At 61.7% G+C, this 13,250-nt stretch carries 15 protein-coding genes and 1 tRNA gene; 9 read left to right on the plus strand and 7 right to left on the minus strand.

All coding sequences use genetic code 11. The features are described from left to right. Nucleotides 1–106 precede the first annotated feature (106 nt). Nucleotides 107–760, plus strand: a complete 654-nt coding sequence (locus ACLIJ1_RS12035; protein WP_411365775.1) for an RNA pyrophosphohydrolase — start codon at nucleotides 107–109, stop codon at nucleotides 758–760. 11 nt (nucleotides 761–771) lie between these two features. On the opposite strand, the gene proB is transcribed toward ACLIJ1_RS12035, so the two are convergent. The 4 genes from proB to rplU form a co-directional block, all read right to left on the minus strand. Then, nucleotides 772–1,947 (minus strand): glutamate 5-kinase, encoded by a 1,176-nt coding sequence (gene proB / locus ACLIJ1_RS12040; protein WP_411365776.1) that lies wholly within the window; start codon nucleotides 1,945–1,947, stop codon nucleotides 772–774. Nucleotides 1,948–1,967: 20 nt separating this feature from the next. Next, on the minus strand, nucleotides 1,968–3,044 hold the full coding sequence (gene cgtA, locus ACLIJ1_RS12045) for an Obg family GTPase CgtA (protein WP_411365777.1): 1,077 nt from the start codon (nucleotides 3,042–3,044) through the stop codon (nucleotides 1,968–1,970). 99 nt (nucleotides 3,045–3,143) lie between these two features. Next, nucleotides 3,144–3,401 carry a 50S ribosomal protein L27 gene (rpmA, locus tag ACLIJ1_RS12050; RefSeq protein ID WP_411365778.1) on the minus strand — a complete coding sequence of 86 codons (258 nt, stop codon included), beginning with the start codon at nucleotides 3,399–3,401 and terminating at the stop codon, nucleotides 3,144–3,146. Nucleotides 3,402–3,414: 13 nt separating this feature from the next. Beyond that, nucleotides 3,415–3,726 (minus strand): 50S ribosomal protein L21, encoded by a 312-nt coding sequence (rplU, locus tag ACLIJ1_RS12055; protein ID WP_411365779.1) that lies wholly within the window; start codon nucleotides 3,724–3,726, stop codon nucleotides 3,415–3,417. A gap of 292 nt (nucleotides 3,727–4,018) precedes the next feature. Here rplU and ACLIJ1_RS12060 point away from each other — a divergent pair, with 292 nt between their 5' ends. The 8 genes from ACLIJ1_RS12060 to ACLIJ1_RS12095 all read left to right on the plus strand — a co-directional run bounded on the left by ACLIJ1_RS12060 (nucleotide 4,019) and on the right by ACLIJ1_RS12095 (nucleotide 10,648). Next, nucleotides 4,019–4,948 carry a polyprenyl synthetase family protein gene (locus ACLIJ1_RS12060; protein ID WP_411366394.1) on the plus strand — a complete coding sequence of 310 codons (930 nt, stop codon included), beginning with the start codon at nucleotides 4,019–4,021 and terminating at the stop codon, nucleotides 4,946–4,948. Nucleotides 4,949–4,988: 40 nt separating this feature from the next. Then, nucleotides 4,989–5,065, plus strand: a tRNA-Pro gene (locus ACLIJ1_RS12065). A 151-nt stretch (nucleotides 5,066–5,216) separates the two neighbouring features. Next, nucleotides 5,217–6,953: a type IV-A pilus assembly ATPase PilB gene (gene pilB, locus ACLIJ1_RS12070; protein WP_411365780.1), complete on the plus strand. Its 1,737-nt coding sequence runs from the start codon at nucleotides 5,217–5,219 to the stop codon at nucleotides 6,951–6,953. 30 nt (nucleotides 6,954–6,983) lie between these two features. Beyond that, nucleotides 6,984–8,201 carry a type II secretion system F family protein gene (locus ACLIJ1_RS12075; protein WP_411365781.1) on the plus strand — a complete coding sequence of 406 codons (1,218 nt, stop codon included), beginning with the start codon at nucleotides 6,984–6,986 and terminating at the stop codon, nucleotides 8,199–8,201. Next, entirely contained in the window at nucleotides 8,201–9,052 is an 852-nt protein-coding gene (locus tag ACLIJ1_RS12080; protein WP_411366395.1) for a prepilin peptidase, read from the plus strand. Before ACLIJ1_RS12075 ends, ACLIJ1_RS12080 begins: the two co-directional genes overlap by 1 nt. A 10-nt stretch (nucleotides 9,053–9,062) precedes the next feature. Further along, nucleotides 9,063–9,653, plus strand: a complete 591-nt coding sequence (gene coaE, locus ACLIJ1_RS12085; RefSeq protein ID WP_411365782.1) for a dephospho-CoA kinase — start codon at nucleotides 9,063–9,065, stop codon at nucleotides 9,651–9,653. A gap of 40 nt (nucleotides 9,654–9,693) precedes the next feature. Further along, nucleotides 9,694–10,449: a cell division protein ZapD gene (gene zapD / locus ACLIJ1_RS12090; protein WP_411365783.1), complete on the plus strand. Its 756-nt coding sequence runs from the start codon at nucleotides 9,694–9,696 to the stop codon at nucleotides 10,447–10,449. Nucleotides 10,450–10,459: 10 nt separating this feature from the next. Further along, nucleotides 10,460–10,648: a DNA gyrase inhibitor YacG gene (locus ACLIJ1_RS12095; RefSeq protein WP_411365784.1), complete on the plus strand. Its 189-nt coding sequence runs from the start codon at nucleotides 10,460–10,462 to the stop codon at nucleotides 10,646–10,648. Here the strand turns inward: ACLIJ1_RS12095 and ACLIJ1_RS12100 are convergent, their stop codons facing one another. Genes ACLIJ1_RS12100 through argJ form a run of 3 tightly spaced genes read right to left on the minus strand, consistent with a single transcriptional unit; the run spans nucleotide 10,649 to nucleotide 13,241 of the window. Further along, a complete protein-coding gene (locus ACLIJ1_RS12100; RefSeq protein WP_411365785.1) occupies nucleotides 10,649–11,122 on the minus strand; it encodes an NUDIX domain-containing protein in 474 nt (157 codons plus the stop codon). Next, nucleotides 11,119–11,997: an ATP-binding protein gene (locus tag ACLIJ1_RS12105; protein ID WP_411365786.1), complete on the minus strand. Its 879-nt coding sequence runs from the start codon at nucleotides 11,995–11,997 to the stop codon at nucleotides 11,119–11,121. Before ACLIJ1_RS12105 ends, ACLIJ1_RS12100 begins: the two co-directional genes overlap by 4 nt. Then, nucleotides 11,994–13,241 carry a bifunctional glutamate N-acetyltransferase/amino-acid acetyltransferase ArgJ gene (gene argJ / locus ACLIJ1_RS12110; RefSeq protein WP_411365787.1) on the minus strand — a complete coding sequence of 416 codons (1,248 nt, stop codon included), beginning with the start codon at nucleotides 13,239–13,241 and terminating at the stop codon, nucleotides 11,994–11,996. Before argJ ends, ACLIJ1_RS12105 begins: the two co-directional genes overlap by 4 nt. Nucleotides 13,242–13,250 lie beyond the last annotated feature (9 nt).

The following is a 13,250-nucleotide window of genomic DNA, read 5'->3' on the forward strand; positions in this document are numbered from 1 at the left end:
ACCGATCAGTATTTACCCGGCGTTGGGCCGCCGGCAGTGCTCAATCGGTACGCAATCTGTCATGCGCGATGCATAATCCAGACAGTTCAAAAATTTGGGGTTGATTATGCTTGACAGAGAAGGCTTCAGGCCCAATGTCGGCATCATTCTGCTCAACCAGAGAAACCAGGTGTTCTGGGGCAAGCGCATCCGCTCGCACTCCTGGCAGTTTCCGCAAGGCGGCATTGATCGCGGGGAGTCCCCGGAACAGGCCATGTACCGCGAACTGCATGAAGAGGTGGGCCTCAAGCCCGAACACGTCTGCATCGTCGCCCGCACGCGGGACTGGTTGCGCTACGAAGTGCCAGACCGCTTCATCCGCAGGGATGCGCGCGGCCATTACAAGGGTCAGAAACAGATCTGGTATCTGCTGCGCCTCATTGCGCAAGACTGGAACCTGAACTTGCGCGCCACCAACCATCCCGAGTTCGACGCTTGGCGGTGGAACGACTACTGGGTGCCTCTCGATGTCGTGGTCGAGTTCAAACGCGGTGTCTATGAGATGGCACTGACCGAACTCGCCCGTTACCTGCCCCGCAACGAAAACCGCAACCGTTATCTGCGCACCGGCAACCGCCCGCGTTCGCCGGAACATTCGTCGGACTGCGCGCCGAGCCCCTTGTTCAACGGCTCCGGCATGGAACTGCCGCCCGGCGCGATGTTCGATCCGGATCCGCAGGCAGGTTTTCAGGTCGCCGACGGCCGCAACAAGCTGGTCTGATCCGGCAAAGATCAGGCCTTCGACAACACCAGGTTGTCGCGGTGGATCATTTCCGGCTCGGCGGCATAGCCCAGCAGACGCTCGAAGTCTGCCGACGACTTGCGGCACAGCAACCGTGCCTCCGAGCTGGCGTAATTCGCCAGTCCGCGAGCGATCTCATTGCCTTGTGGATCGCGCACCGCGATGACGTCGCCGCGCGAGAAATCCCCCGCCACTTCGGTCATGCCGATCGGCAACAGGCTCTTGCCTTCGCCAACAATCTTGACCACGGCACCTTCGTCCACCACCACAGCCCCGCGCATCTGCAGATGGTCGGCCATCCATTGCTTGCGCGCCTGTTGCTTGGCGGTCTGTGCCACCAGGCAGGTGCCGATTGCCTCGCCCTCGCACAGGCGCTGCAGCACCTGTGGCTCACGCCCCCAGGCAATGACGGTCGAAGCCCCTGATCCCGCAGCCCGCTTGGCCGCCAGAATCTTGGTGATCATCCCGCCCTTGCCGATGCCCGAACCGGCGCCACCGGCCATCGTTTCGAGTTGAGGATCACCCGCACGCGCTACATGCACGAAGGTCGCTGACGGATCGCGGCGCGGATCGGCGGTGTACAAGCCCTTCTGGTCCGTCAGGATGATCAGCACGTCCGCTTCGACCAGATTCGCCACCAGCGCCCCCAACGTGTCGTTGTCGCCGAACTTGATTTCGTCGTTGACCACCGTGTCGTTCTCGTTGATCACGGGAACCACACCCAGCTGCAACAGCGTCAGCAAGGTCGACCGCGCATTGAGATAGCGCTCGCGATCCGCCAGATCGGCATGGGTCAGCAGCACCTGCGCACTGCCCACGCCGCATTCCCGCAGCTTGGTCTCGTACATCTGTACCAGACCCATCTGCCCGACAGCCGCAGCGGCCTGCAGCTCGTGGATTTCCTTGGGGCGCGACGTCCAGCCCAGGCGCTTCATGCCTTCCGCCACCGCGCCGCTGCTGACCATGATCAGTTCACGCCCCTGCTGCACCAGCGCAGCCAGCTCCTGACTCCAGTGGCCAATGGCTGTTTCGTCCAGCCCCCGACCTTCATTGGTCACCAGGCTGGAGCCCACCTTCACCACGATGCGGCGGGCGGTCCTGACCACCTGCGGTACCGCATCGAGATCGTTGATCGGAGCGTTCACAAAGCTTCCCACGTCTGCCATGGCGATCGGACCGTGTCGTTTCAGTCAGGTTGTTGTTCGTTGCCGGCGAAGCGCGGATCCACCTCCACCGGTGCCTGCGCGTCTTCGTGCACCTTGGCAATGTGTGCGTAGATCTTCTGCACCAGAAATTCGCAGCCTTCGCGGGTGAGCGCAGAAATCTCGAACACCTGGCCCTTGTGCTTCAGGCGCTTGACGATGTCTTTCACACGCGCCTCGCGCTCTTCGGTCGACACCATGTCCAGCTTGTTGAGCACCAGCCAGCGCGGCTTGGCATACAGCTCGGGATCGAACTTCTTGAGTTCGGCCGCGATCGCCTTGGCCTGTTGCACCGGATCGACGGCATCGTCGAAAGGCGCCACATCCACAAGATGCAGCAAGAGTCGGGTGCGCTGCAGATGGCGCAGGAACTGGTGCCCCAGACCGGCACCTTCCGAGGCGCCCTCGATAAGCCCTGGCACATCCGCCACGACAAAGCTCTTTTCCGGCCCCACACGCACGACACCGAGGTTGGGATGCAGGGTGGTGAACGGGTAGTCGGCAATCTTCGGGCGCGCATTCGAAATCGCGGCGATCAGGGTGGACTTGCCGGCGTTGGGCATGCCCAGCAAACCCACATCGGCCAGCACCTTGAGTTCAAGCTTGAGCGCACGGTGCTCACCCGGCCAGCCTGGCGTCTTTTGACGCGGCGCACGGTTGGTCGAGCTCTTGTAGTGCATGTTGCCGAAACCGCCGTCACCGCCCTTGGCAATGGTGACCTGTTCTCCCGGCTTGAGCAGCTCGAACAGCACTTCACCCGTTTCGGCGTCGGTAATGATGGTTCCGACCGGCATCTTGAGTGTGATGTCGTCACCCTTGACGCCGAACATGTCGGAGCCCTTGCCGTGTTCCCCGCGCTGCGCTTCAAAACGGCGTGTGTAGCGGAAATCCACCAGCGTGTTCAGGCTGGCATCGGCGAGGGCATAGACGTGACCGCCACGGCCACCGTCACCACCGTCCGGGCCACCGAACTCCTTGTACTTCTCATGCCGGAACGACGCGCAGCCGTTGCCGCCATCGCCCGCGGCGACATCGATCGTGGCTTCGTCCACAAACTTCATGATCCGTGCTTTCGAAAAGTCAAACAGAAAAGGCCCGCGTACGGCGGGCCTTTCCAAAGGGATGATGCCATCCGGTCAGCGGCCCGGGGGGCCACCGCATCACACAGGGGTGATGCTCACGGTCTGGCGATTCAGTGCGCCCTTGATGGCGAAGGTCACATGACCATCCACCGTGGCAAACAGGGTGTGATCCTTGCCCACGCCGACATTGGTGCCGGGGTGGAACTTGGTGCCGCGCTGGCGCACGATGATGGAACCGGCGCTGACCAGTTCACCACCGAAAGCCTTCACACCAAGCATCTTTGGCTTGGAATCGCGCCCGTTTCGCGTAGAGCCGCCGCCTTTTTTCTGTGCCATTTCAAATTACTCCTCAGGCTGCGATCGAACCGATCTGCAGCTCGGTGAAATTCTGACGGTGACCTTGGCGCTTCTGGTAGTGCTTGCGACGGCGCATCTTGAAGATGCGGACCTTGTCGTGCCGACCATGCGCCACCACCGTGGCCTTGACCGTTGCGCCAGAGACCAGGGGAGTGCCGACCTTCAGTTCGGTGCCGTTGCCGACAGCCAGAACCTGATCGATCACGATTTCCTGGCCCACTTCCGCAGCAATCTGTTCTACTTTGATTTTCTCGCCAGCGGCAACGCGATACTGCTTGCCACCGGTTTTTATGACCGCGTACATAGGAACCTCGTGAAGTTATCCCGGCAGACATTGCCCGGGAACTCGGCAGACGGACTTCCGCCGAACCAAAGATTCTATCACGGAGAGAAAAGTCCATCAAGCCCCGCCTCGACCCGTTGAAATGCTGTTGGATTCACGGCCAGCACCGTGAGAACAGCTTCGCGCGGGGACACGCCCCGAACACGGCGTTCCTATAATTCGCGCAGCGCTTCCTAGGCCGATTCCCGGTACCAGCATCTTGACCACCTCCAGTGTTACCTTCGACTCCCCACTTGACCTGATCCGGCCGGACATGCAGGTGGTCGACCAAGTCATCAGCGAGCGCCTGACATCCGATGTCCCACTGGTCAAGGAAGTCTCCCAATACATCATTTCCGCGGGTGGCAAGCGCCTGAGGCCCGCACTGCTGCTGCTGGTCAGCGGTGCGCTGGAGAGCCTGCACCCCCATCGCCACACGCTGGCAGCGGTGGTCGAGTTCATCCATACCGCCACTCTGTTGCACGACGATGTGGTCGACGAGTCCACCCTGCGCCGTGGCCGCGCAACGGCCAACGAACGGTTTGGAAATGCACCCAGTGTGCTGGTCGGCGATTTTCTGTACTCCCGCGCCTTCCAGATGATGGTGGACGTCAACAACATGCGCGTGATGCAGGTGTTGTCAGACGCCACCAACGTGATCGCCGAAGGCGAAGTGCAGCAATTGGTGAACATGCACGACCCGTCACTGGACGAAGCGGCCTATCTGCGCGTCATCCGGTCCAAGACCGCCAAGCTTTTTGAAGCTTCGGCCAGACTGGCGCCGATCCTGTGCGGCGCACCCACGGACGTCGAACAGACCTGCGCAACCTATGGCCAGGCCCTGGGTACGGCCTTCCAGGTGATTGACGACGTCCTGGACTACGAAGGGTCAGCCAACGTGCTCGGGAAGAACCTCGGCGATGACCTTCGAGAGGGCAAGGTCACGCTGCCGATCATCTGTGCGCTGAAAAAAGCCAGTGCGTCCCAGCAGGCATTGCTCAGAGATGCCATCGTGGACGGAGACCTTGAACACATGGACGACATCCTGCAGGTCATCCGTGAAACGGGCGCCCTGGAAGCCGCACGAGCCAGCGCATATGGCGAAGCTCAGCGAGCCATGAAGGCGGCCGAACGCCTCCCCGCCAATCACTACAGTTCAGCTTTGCTACAATTGGCGGCTGATCTGTTGGAGCGACGCTCCTGAAGTTCAAAACGCATCGTGCGGGCCTTGCCCGCGTGCATGTCGGGGTGTAGCTTAGCCTGGTAGAGCGCTACGTTCGGGACGTAGAGGCCGGAGGTTCGAATCCTCTCACCCCGACCATTTCTTTGGTCTTCCCCGCCCCGGCTCCGCCGGCTTCGCGGGTCCGAACGACACCTTCCTACAACGCTGCCTCCGCCGGAATGCCGGTTTTCGACACAGTTTGGGTGAATTGTGTCTTCCAAGTCGTTGATTTACGATAGATTACGCGTTTATGGCATCTGTCGACACGGCTCTCTCCGACACCCCATCCATGGCCCTGCCCGGCTTGGGTCGCGCGCTGGTGGCTGCAGGAAAGCTGGGCCAAAAGTCCGCGGAGGATCTCTACAAGAAGGCCCAGAGCGGACGAACCAGCTTCATTGCTGAACTCACTGGCTCTGGCGCGGTCTCTCCCACCGATCTGGCACACACCATGTCGGTGGCTTTCGCTGCACCCTTGCTGGATCTGGACGCCATCGATGTCCAGCGTCTGCCCAAAGGTCTGCTTGACGCGAAGATCTGCAGCGACTACCGGATCGTTGTTCTGAGCAAACGCAACAACCGTCTGATGGTGGCCACGGCGGATCCGGCCGACCAGCAGGCAGCGGAAAAGATCAAGTTCGCAACCCAGCTCGGTGTCGACTGGGTCATTGCCGAATACGACAAGCTCAGCAAGCTGGTCGATGCACAGTCCACCACCGCCACCGAGGCGATGGACAACATCATCGGCGGCGATTTCGAGTTCGACGAGCTCGACGCTGAAGTGGCTACCACCGACACCGACAAGAGCGCGACCTCTGAGGTTGACGATGCGCCGGTCGTCAAGTTCCTGCACAAGATGCTTCTGGACGCCTTCAACATGAGGGCCTCCGACCTGCACTTCGAACCCTATGAACACAGCTACCGGGTCCGCTTTCGCATCGATGGCGAGCTCAGGGAAATCGCATCACCGCCCATTGCCATCAAGGAAAAGCTCGCATCGCGGATCAAGGTGATCTCGCGCATGGACATCTCCGAAAAGCGGGTGCCACAGGACGGCCGGATGAAGCTCAAGGTCGGTCCGGACCGGGTCATTGATTTCCGCGTCAGCACCTTGCCCACCCTCTTCGGCGAAAAGATCGTGATCCGTATCCTGGATCCGAGCAGCGCCAAGGTAGGCATCGATGCCCTGGGGTATGAACCCGAGGAGAAGGAACGGCTGCTGGACGCCATCTCGCGTCCGTACGGCATGGTTCTGGTCACAGGTCCGACAGGTTCAGGCAAGACCGTGTCGCTCTATACCTGTCTGAACCTGCTGAACAAACCAGGCATCAACATTTCGACGGCAGAAGACCCGTCTGAAATCAATTTGCCAGGCGTGAACCAGGTCAACGTGAACGAGAAGGCCGGGTTGACGTTCGCGGCAGCGCTCAAGGCTTTCCTGCGCCAGGATCCCGACGTGATCATGGTGGGTGAAATCCGCGATCTCGAAACCGCCGATATTTCCATCAAGGCGGCGCAGACCGGTCACATGGTGCTCTCCACCCTGCACACCAACGACGCGCCAACCACGCTGACCCGCATGATGAACATGGGCATTCCCACGTTCAACATCGCTTCAAGCGTGATCCTGATTACCGCCCAGCGGCTTGCACGCAGGTTGTGCCCCAATTGCAAGGCGCCGCTGGATGTGCCGCGCAAGGCCTTGCTGGATGCTGGTTTCAAGGCCGATGAACTGGACGGCAGCTGGACCCCCTACAAACCTGTGGGATGCTCAGCCTGCAACAATGGGTACAAAGGCCGGGTGGGCATCTACCAGGTGATGCCGATTTCCGAAGAAATCCAACGCATCATCCTCAAGGGTGGCGGCGCGCTGGACATCGCTCAGCAGGCTGGGCGCGAAGGGGTCAGGACGTTGCGCGAGTCAGGCCTGCTGAAGGTCAAGCAGGGAATGACATCCCTGGAAGAAGTGCTCAGCGTCACCAACGAGTAAGTCGCCACTGAGCCAGAACACGAGGATCACATGGCCACCGCAGCAACAAAGAAACCGTCGGACTTCGTGTTCGAGTGGGAGGGGAAAGATCGCAACGGCAAGCCTGTCCGGGGCGAGACCCGAGCGATCGGCGAAAACCAGGTCCTTGCCGCCATGCGGCGCCAGGGGATCATCGTCACCAAGGTCAAGAAGCGCCGCATGCGCTCGGGCAAGCGGATCAAGCCAAAGGACATCTCGATCTTCACGCGCCAGCTGGCGACGATGATGAAGGCGGGGGTGCCGTTGCTTCAGGCTTTTGACATCGTGGGCCGTGGCAATCCAAACCCCAGCCTGTCCAAGCTGCTCAACGACATCCGTTCGGATGTCGAAACCGGTACCTCACTGAGCTCCGCGTTCCGCAAGTACCCGCTGTACTTCGACAGCCTGTACTGCAATCTGGTGGAGGCTGGTGAGGCGGCGGGTATTCTGGAAGAGTTGCTGGATCGCCTGGCAACCTACATGGAGAAGACAGAAGCGCTGAAATCCAAGATCAAGTCGGCGCTCATGTACCCCATCGCCGTGATCGTGGTCGCGTTTGTCGTGGTCGCGGTGATCATGATCTTCGTGATCCCCTCGTTCAAGCAGGTGTTCAGTTCGTTCGGTGCCGAGTTGCCAGCGCCGACGCTGTTCGTCATCGCGATGAGCGAGTTCTTCACCAAATACTGGTGGCTCATCTTTGGCGGGCTGGGCGGTGGGGTTTACTTCTTCATGCAAGCCTGGAAGCGCAATGAGAAGGTCCAGATGTTCATGGACCGCCTGTTGCTCAGGCTGCCGATCTTCGGTGCGCTGATCGAGAAATCCGTGATCGCCCGCTGGACCCGCACACTTGCCACCATGTTTGCAGCCGGCGTTCCTCTGGTGGAGGCGTTGGACTCCGTCGGGGGCGCTTCCGGCAACTCGGTCTTCCAGATGGCCACAGAGAGGATTCAGCAGGAAGTGTCGACCGGCACGAGCCTCACCAACGCCATGACCAACGCGAACATCTTCCCGTCCATGGTCCTGCAGATGTGCGCGATCGGTGAAGAGTCCGGCTCGATTGACCACATGCTGGGCAAGGCGGCGGACTTCTACGAAGCGGAGGTTGACGACATGGTCGCTGGCCTGTCCAGCCTGATGGAACCCATCATCATCGTTGTCCTGGGCACGATCATCGGCGGCATTGTGGTGTCGATGTACCTCCCAATCTTCAAGCTGGGTCAGGTCGTTTGATCATCGTGGCAAGCCTGCTGGACGCGCTGCCGCTGGGTGCGCTTGGGCTGCTGGTGGGCAGTTTCCTGAATGTGGTCATTCATCGCCTTCCAAAGATGATGGAAATGCGGTGGGCCGCCGAATGCGCTGAGCTCCAAGGTAGCCCTGCGATCCCGGACAGCGAGGCACCGCAGTTCAACCTGATGCTTCCGCGCTCTCGCTGCCCGCACTGCGGCCATCAGATCCGCTGGTTTGAAAACATCCCTGTCGCCAGCTATGTCGCGCTTGGCGGCAAGTGCTCCAACTGCAAGTCGCCCATCAGTGCGCGCTATCCCGCCATCGAATGCCTGACCGGCGTCCTGTTCGCCTGGTGTGGCTGGAAATGGGGTATCGGAGCGGAAGCCTTGGCCTGGTGCGGGTTTGCAGCCTCACTCGTGGCACTGACCTTCATTGACTGGGACACGACCTTGCTCCCGGACGACATCACTCTTCCTTTGCTGTGGGCCGGATTGTGTGCGGCAGCGCTTGGCTTAACTGCCACCAACCTGCCCAGCGCACTCTGGGGAGCGGTGTCCGGCTATCTGTCGCTCTGGTTGGTGTACTGGGGCTTCAAGCTGGTCACGGGCAAAGAGGGCATGGGCTACGGTGACTTCAAACTGTATGCGGCACTGGGCGCCTGGTTCGGCTGGCAGGCACTGATCCCGATCATCCTGATGGCGTCCGTGATCGGCGCGCTGGTCGGCATCGGCATCAAGGTGTTCTCGCAACTGCGGGAAGGCGGGTACGTGCCCTTCGGTCCGTTCCTGGCGCTCGCGGGCCTGACGTCGCTGTTCTTCGGGCCGCGCGCCATCCTCGCCACGTTCGGCCTTTGAAGCGCAGAGCATGCTCAGGCTGGGACTGACTGGCGGCATCGGCAGCGGAAAGAGCACGGTGGCCCAGATGCTGGTGCGGCAAGGCGCCACCCTCATTGACGCGGACGACATTGCCAAGCGTTGCACCTTGCCGGGTGGTGTTGCGATGCCCGCCATCGTAAGAAGGTTTGGGGAGCAGTTTGTTCAGCCGGACGGGGCCATGGACCGGGCGAGGATGCGTGAGCATGTCTTCGCCTATCCGCAAGCCAAGCAAATCCTGGAACACATCATTCACCCGCTGGTGCAGCAGGAGATCCGGCGTCAGGCCGAAGCATCGTCCGCAGCGCTCACTGTGTTCGACATACCGCTGCTGGTGGAATCGGCCCATTGGCGACACATGCTGGACCGTATCGTCGTCGTGGATTGCGCGGTGGAAACGCAGATCAAACGGGTGATGGATCGCAACGGCTGGGACAGGCAACAGGTGGAGGCGGTCATCGCACAACAGAGTTCACGTGCGCGGCGGCTGGCGGCCGCAGACTCAGTGCTTTGCAACGACCAGATTGATCTGGAAACACTGCGAAACCAGGTCCTCGGGCTCGGGCGACAGATCGGGCTATGATGTTCAGGCTCGCGAATGCCCTACCGCGCACCTACCTCCCGTGATCCTGTACGAATACCCTTTCAACGAGCGCGTCCGGACTTACCTCCGGTTGGAACATCTGTTCAACCGGTTGTCTGATCTGATGTCCCGCGCCGATCCGCTGGATCACCACTTCGCCATCCAGTCGATTTTCGAGATCATGGATGTGGCATCGCGCGCCGACATGAAGTCGGATGTGCTCAAGGACATCGACCGCCATCGCATTCAGCTGAACAGCTACCGTGGCAATCCCGCCATTTCAGAGAAGGTGCTCGATGAGGTGATCGGGCAGCTGGACAACAGCTTTTCCCAGCTCAACGCAATGGCAGGAAAAACCGGCCAGCCGCTGACCGAGAACGACTCGCTGATGGCCATCCGCAGTCGCATCGGTATTCCGGGCGGCACCTGCGAATTCGACCTGCCTGCTTATTTCCACTGGCAACACCATGCGCCGCAGCGCCGTCAGGCCGACCTGCAGCGGTGGGTCCAGACTCTCGTGCCGCTGGCCGAGGCCATTGCACTGCTGATGAAGATGATGCGCGACTCGGGCTCTCCGCACAAAGTGGTTGCCCCGGGGGGACAGTTCCAGCAGAACCTGCCCCAGGGTCGCACCTATCAGCTGCTCCGGCTGGCAATCGATCCGCGGCTGGAACTGATCCCGGAAATCAGCGGCAATCGTCTGATGCTTTCTGTGCGTCTGCTGCGGTTGGGTGAAGACGAGCGGCTGCATCCGGCGGGCGAAGACGCGGCGTTCGAACTGACGCTCTGCACCTGAGGGTTGGCACGTGACCACAACTTCGAAACAGGTCCAATGCCCGGCCTGCGGCGGTCCGAGCCTGTACGCACCCGCCAACCGCTTCCGGCCCTTCTGCAGTGAGCGCTGCAAGCAGATCGACCTCGGCGCCTGGGCCAGCGAACAGTTCAAGGTGCCGGAGCAGGCACCGGACAAAACACCCGATTTCGAACAGAACTGATCAGCGCTGGCTGTCACCTGCCAAGGCTTCTTCGGCCAGCCAAGCCAGCACGGGGACCGTGCCCGGCAACACGGGCTCGCAGCTCACCGGCAGCCGCTGCCAGCAGTAGCTCTGTCCCTCGTGCATGTGCAGGTCGCCACTCCACGTGGTCACCTTGCAGAACTGGAGGTGCACGAGAGCATGCGGATAGTCCACCATCGAGTCTCGCCACACCGGGGCCTCGCCGATGGTCACACCGATCTCTTCCTGCAGTTCCCGGCGCAAGGCCTGCTCCACCGACTCACCGGCTTCCAGCTTGCCGCCAGGGAACTCCCAATATCCCGCATAGGCCTTGCCCGCTGGTCGTGACGTCAGCAGATAGCGCCCCTCGCGATCGATGAGGATCCCCACCGCCACTTCGGTGACTGGACGGGGCGAGGCGTTTTCCGGAGCGCCGCCGCCATCCACGACGAACACTGCTGCGGACCGGCTCATGTGCCGCTGCGGTGGGAGCCCGCGAAATCGCGCGCGAACTGGTAGGCCACCCGGCCGCTGCGGGAGCCACGCTCCAGGGCCCAGACGAGTGCCTGGGGACGCGCTGCCTCGACTTCCGGCGCCGGCACACCGAACGAGGCCAGCCACTGGGCCACGATGGTCAGGTACTCGTCCTGGCTGAACGGGTAGAAGCTGACCCAGAGACCAAACCGCTCCGACAGGGAAATCTTCTCTTCCACCACCTCGCCCGGATGCACCTCGCCATCGGGCGTATGGGTGTACGAGAGGTTTTCCTTCATGTACTCAGGCAGCAGGTGGCGCCGGTTGCTGGTCGCGTAGATCAGCACGTTCTGTCCCGCCGCGGACACGCTGCCATCGAGGATCGACTTGAGTGCCTTGTAGCCCGCTTCGCCATCCTCGAAGCTGAGGTCGTCGCAGAACACGATGAAGCGTTCTGACCGGTCGGCGACCACATCCACGATGTCCGGCAGGTCCACCAGATCGGCCTTGTCCACTTCGATCAGGCGCAGCCCCTGCGGTGCGTATTCGTGGAGGCAGGCCTTGACCAGCGAAGACTTGCCAGTACCACGGGCACCGGTCAGCAACACATTGTTGGCCGGCAGGCCCTGCACGAACTGCAGCGTGTTGCGCTGGATCTTGTCTTTCTGTCCGTCAATTTCCTGCAGGTCGTCCAGCCGCATCACGGCGACATGGCGCACCGGTTCCAGCACGCCGTGGCCACTGCTGCGCTTGCGGTATCGAAACGCCACCGAAGCATTCCAGTCGGGCGCGCCCAGCGGCTGGGGCAGCACCGCCTCGATGCGTCCGATGAGTTGCTCAGCCCGCTGAAGCAGCCGTTCGAACTGCTCGTTCATGACCGGTAGTCGGCATTGATGGTCACGTAGTCGTGGCTGAAGTCGCAGGTCCACACGGTCTCAGTCGCGGTGCCGCGTCCGAGGCCGATGCGCACCAGGATTTCCGCTGCCTTCATCACGCGCTGGCCGTCTTCCTCGCGGTAGTCCGGGTTGCGCCCGCCTTGCTTGACGACATGCACATCGCCCAGATGCAGTTCGATCTTCGTGGCGTCCAGATCTCCGATACCGGCGTAGCCCACCGCCGCCAGGATGCGGCCCAGGTTCGGGTCGCTGGCGAAAAACGCGGTCTTGACCAGTGGCGAATGGGCCACCGCATACGCGGCCTTGAGGCATTCATCGCTGTTCGCACCGCCTTCCACCCGCACCGTGATGAACTTCGTGGCGCCTTCGCCATCACGCACGATGGCGTGGGCGAGGAATTGAGCAACTTCGGTCATTGCCGCCATCAACGCCCGCGCATCGGTGCCGTCCAGGTCCGTGACAGTCGCGTTGCCAGCCTTGCCGGTGGCTGCAACGACGAAAGAGTCGTTGGTCGACGTGTCACCATCAACCGTCACGCGGTTGAACGATACATCGGCCAGTCGCTTGGCCAAGCCATTCATCAGGGCCGGTGCCACCGCAGCGTCGGTGGCCACAAAGCCCAGCATGGTGGCCATGTTGGGACGGATCATGCCCGCGCCCTTGGCAATTCCGCTGACGGTCACCGTCTTGCCACCGACCAGCGCCTGACGGCTGATGGCTTTGGGCAAGGTGTCGGTGGTCATGATGCCTTCGGCGGCCTTCAGCCACTGGGCGCCCGCGGCACCATCGGCGCCGCCTGCATCGACCACTGCAGCGGGCAGACCCGCCAGCAGGCGGTCCAGCGGCAGTGGCTCCATGATCACGCCGGTCGAGAACGGCAACACCTGCTCGTGCTTCACATTCAGGGCCAGCGCAAGTGCCTGCGCCGTCTGGCGTGCGTGGGCCAGCCCTGGTTCACCCGTGCCTGCATTCGCATTGCCCGTATTGATGACCATGGCCCGGATGCCCTGCCCGACCGACAGATGCTCGCGGCAGACCTGCACCGGTGCCGCCGCGTAGCGGTTCTGCGTGAACACCGCACCGACGACGCTGCCCTCGTCGAGGAGAAACACCGTCAGGTCCTTGCGGTTGGCCTTGCGGATGCCCGCTTCAGCCACGCCAATCCGAACGCCGGCCACCGGCATCAAATCCTGGGCCACGGGAGCGGAGTAGTTCACAGCCATGTCTTCAAT

The organism is Hydrogenophaga sp. RWCD_12 (assembly GCF_046604225.1).
Classification (GTDB): Bacteria; Pseudomonadota; Gammaproteobacteria; order Burkholderiales; family Burkholderiaceae_C; genus Hydrogenophaga.

Bases quoted from the DNA above. Each gene is read 5' to 3' on its own strand.
- ACLIJ1_RS12035 (WP_411365775.1), top strand. From the start codon at position 107: ATGCTTGACAGAGAAGGCTTCAGGCCCAATGTCGGCATCATTCTGCTC.
- proB (WP_411365776.1), bottom strand. From the start codon at position 1,947: ATGGCAGACGTGGGAAGCTTTGTGAACGCTCCGATCAACGATCTCGAT.
- cgtA (WP_411365777.1), bottom strand. From the start codon at position 3,044: ATGAAGTTTGTGGACGAAGCCACGATCGATGTCGCCGCGGGCGATGGC.
- rpmA (WP_411365778.1), bottom strand. From the start codon at position 3,401: ATGGCACAGAAAAAAGGCGGCGGCTCTACGCGAAACGGGCGCGATTCC.
- rplU (WP_411365779.1), bottom strand. From the start codon at position 3,726: ATGTACGCGGTCATAAAAACCGGTGGCAAGCAGTATCGCGTTGCCGCT.
- ACLIJ1_RS12060 (WP_411366394.1), top strand. From the start codon at position 4,019: ATGCAGGTGGTCGACCAAGTCATCAGCGAGCGCCTGACATCCGATGTC.
- pilB (WP_411365780.1), top strand. From the start codon at position 5,217: ATGGCATCTGTCGACACGGCTCTCTCCGACACCCCATCCATGGCCCTG.
- ACLIJ1_RS12075 (WP_411365781.1), top strand. From the start codon at position 6,984: ATGGCCACCGCAGCAACAAAGAAACCGTCGGACTTCGTGTTCGAGTGG.
- coaE (WP_411365782.1), top strand. From the start codon at position 9,063: ATGCTCAGGCTGGGACTGACTGGCGGCATCGGCAGCGGAAAGAGCACG.
- ACLIJ1_RS12100 (WP_411365785.1), bottom strand. From the start codon at position 11,122: ATGAGCCGGTCCGCAGCAGTGTTCGTCGTGGATGGCGGCGGCGCTCCG.
- ACLIJ1_RS12105 (WP_411365786.1), bottom strand. From the start codon at position 11,997: ATGAACGAGCAGTTCGAACGGCTGCTTCAGCGGGCTGAGCAACTCATC.
- argJ (WP_411365787.1), bottom strand. From the start codon at position 13,241: ATGGCTGTGAACTACTCCGCTCCCGTGGCCCAGGATTTGATGCCGGTG.